Genomic DNA, 3,050 nt, shown 5'->3' on the forward strand with positions numbered 1-3,050 from the left:
CCAGCCCGCTGACGCCGGCAACGCAGCCCACGGGGATTCTTGGACAGGCTCCTAGTTTCTCCCAGGCGGCAACCCCCACTTCGGCGGCCCCGAGTTCCTCCCCTGCCGCCTGGCTGACCTGCGTTTCCTCGCCCGCGCGCTCGCGGAAGGCGAGGTGCGCCTGGTAACGAAGGGAGCCCATCATGCTGCGCCGTAACGTTCTCGCGCTGCTGCTCTTTGCCGCACCTGTCGCCGCCGAATCGCTCTGGCTCGAGGCCGAGCACCTCGACGGCATCCGTGGCTACTGCTGGCCCATGGGCAAGCCGAATATGAAGAAGACGGAGGGGCACTGGGCTCTCTCGGGGCCAGGATGGGCGGCGGAGTGGAATCAGGGCGGGGAAAGCGGCTTCCTCTCCATCGCGGCGGGAGCAGACGACGACAAGGCTGTGGCCACCAAAGCCATCGAAATCCCCGCCGCGGGCGACTACGCCGTGTGGGTGCGATACGGCGATTGGCGGGAGAAGACGGAACGCTTCCAGATTCAGATCGAGCAGGACGGCGCGGCGCCATGGCTCGGCAAGTACGGCGAGCAGCCCGTCATCGAAGAGGATAACGAGGCGAAGCTCTATTGGGGCTGGGCCTTCGCGTGGGACAACCGGCAGGCGACCCTCAAGAAAGGGCCCGCCAAGCTCAGTCTCTTAGCGACGACGAAGGACCCCGAGCCGCGGCAGATTGATGTCATCGTGCTGACGACCGACACCGCCTATCGCCCGCTCATCAAGGAGAGGCCGAAGAGCCACGCCTGGGACATTCTGGCGGGCTACCGCGCCAAGGGCATTCCGGCCGACCTGGTGCCCCTGGCCCGCCGCAAGCCCGATTTCGCGCTGCCCAAGGAGTGGCGCCTCCGCACCTTCCGCGACAAGGGCTTTCTCTACCTCTGGAACGTCAGCCACACCGACGCCGCGTCCACCTGGCTCGGCGACAAGCCCGACCGCGTGAAGTTCCCTTACAACATCAACGACAAGGAGACCCGCGACGAGTTCGAGAAGAAGTACGGCGGGAAGGATGAGGTGCCCATCTTCTCCGACCCCCGCATCGTGCCCACGTTCCACGGCGTCGGAGCCGGCGTCTTCGCTACGGACCCCAAGACGGGCGAGGTGAACCCCGCCGGCCAGAAGTTCGCGGCGTGGCTCGACGCGAACCCCGATCGCGCCTGGGCGATGATGATGAATTACCACCCGGGTGTGCCCGTGGGCGAGAAGGGCATCGAGGCATTCCAGAAGTACCGCGACCGCTTCGTCGGCTCCATCGCGGGCGAGAGCCTGGGCTACTTCTACCCCGACGCCAAGGAGATGCAAAAGGCCACCGAGGGGGCCAAGAGCCGCCGCCAACTGGTCGAAGCCTTTGTGCCTCTTACACTTGCGTCGAACGCCGAGAAGTACCGGAAGATATACGGGAGGGACCTGGACAAGAATCCCTACGCGGACGTGATCGCGTGCCTGTCGGTGGGCAACATCGTGTTCGCCCCGCTGTGCGCCGACTGGGGCGCGCGGGTGATCGGCTACGAGTCGTCGGCCTGCACCAGCTCGCTCCTGGGCATGCGGTGGGCGTTCATGCGGGGCGCCGCCCGCCAGCACGCCAACCTCACGGCCACCTACCGCTCGTGCAACTTCGGCGACTCCTCGACCATCTTCAGCAAGGGGAGCAGCTTCTCCTCGCCCCAGAACATCCTGGACAACTACTACTCGGTCTACTCGGGCGCGGGGATGACCTGGTACAAGTTCGACATCTGGTACCAGTACATGGCCGGCTCGTCCATGTTCTATCATGAGCAGGGCTTCGACGAGTGGTGGCGCCCCGGCGGCACCTCGGCCGCGGGCATCCAGGAGGTCCAGCTCTCCCCCAAGGGCAAGCTGGTAGACCGCTTCCTGCGCGTCACTGCCGCCGAGCCCGACCGGGGGACCCCGTTCACCCCCGTGGCGTTCCTGGTGGACTACGCGCACGGCTGGGAGCCCGCCCCGTTCTGGCCCAACTCGTTCAAGAACTGGCACGGCCACCAGGACCGCTTCCGCCCCGGCCTCCATGAGAAGATGCTCGAGGAGTACCTCTGGACAGCCTACTACCCGATCGGGCCCGAGAGCGAGAAGCCGATGACCGGCACCAACGAGGTCTATCTGCCGGGTGTCTTCGGCGATGTCTTCGACGTGATCTACGCCTACCCAGACGCCGCAAAGTGGCGTACCATAGACACTTACCCCGTCGTCATCGTGGCTGGCGAAATCGAGCTGACCGAGGCCGAAGGCAGCCGGCTGGCCAGGTACGTGGCCGATGGCGGCACCCTGCTGGTCGCCGATGCGCATCTGACCGGCCCGGGCGTGAAGGCGCTCGGCTTGCCCGGGACGGGCGATCTGGTCGAAGCTGAGGGCTATAAATGGTTAGAGGGACAAGAGATACAGCCGTCACAGCGGTTCAGGTGCCGCGGGATCGAGGCACCGGCTCTGCGGCGCGCGACCGAGTGGAGCCACAAGGTGCTCGCCGCCACGGGCGATGGCACGCCGTTCTGCGTCGCGCAGGACCGCGGGCGCGGGCGCCTGGTGTATCTATCGGTGCCGTATGGACTTGGCATCAACCGTGAGGCTCATCCAGTCGTCGCCCGCCTCATCGCCCATCTCACGCGGGGGCTGATGCCCGTGGAGGTCGAGGGCGAGGTCGAGTGGCTCGTCAGCCGGTCCGACACGGGGTGGCTCGTCACTCTGCTCAATCCGGCGGGCCAACTCAAGCCGCAGCAAGGCATTACGCCGACCGACTACCGCGAGAACCGGCCCGTGACCCTCCGGTGCCACGTGCCGGTGGCTTCGGCGCGCGACCGCCTGCTGCCGACCGAGAGGCTGGAGGTCAAGGATGGGGCTGTGCGCCTCGAGGTGTTGGCAGGCAGCGTGCGGATCATTGACCTGAGATAGGGTGTTTCAGTGCCCGACGGGCTTCTGTGACTCGTCGGTTTGTCCGGGAGGGCTCGCCTGGGAGCCTGTCCAAGAATCCGCGTGGGACTGCGACGCCCGCGATTCTGGCCG

Annotated in this window: 2 protein-coding genes; one reads left to right on the plus strand and one right to left on the minus strand. The window is 66.4% G+C overall.

The genetic code is table 11. The annotated features are described in order from the left end of the window. Window positions 1-181: hypothetical protein (locus tag PLE19_23955; protein ID HPD18003.1), on the minus strand; the 181-nt coding region annotated here is incomplete at its 3' end. Window position 182: 1 nt separating this feature from the next. Between PLE19_23955 and PLE19_23960 the strand changes: the two genes are divergently transcribed. Next, entirely contained in the window at window positions 183-2,939 is a 2,757-nt protein-coding gene (locus PLE19_23960; GenBank protein ID HPD18004.1) for a hypothetical protein, read from the plus strand. Window positions 2,940-3,050: the final 111 nt, after the last annotated feature.

The sequence above is a fragment of the Planctomycetota bacterium genome (genome assembly GCA_035384565.1).
Classification (GTDB): Bacteria; Planctomycetota; PUPC01; order DSUN01; family DSUN01; genus DAOOIT01.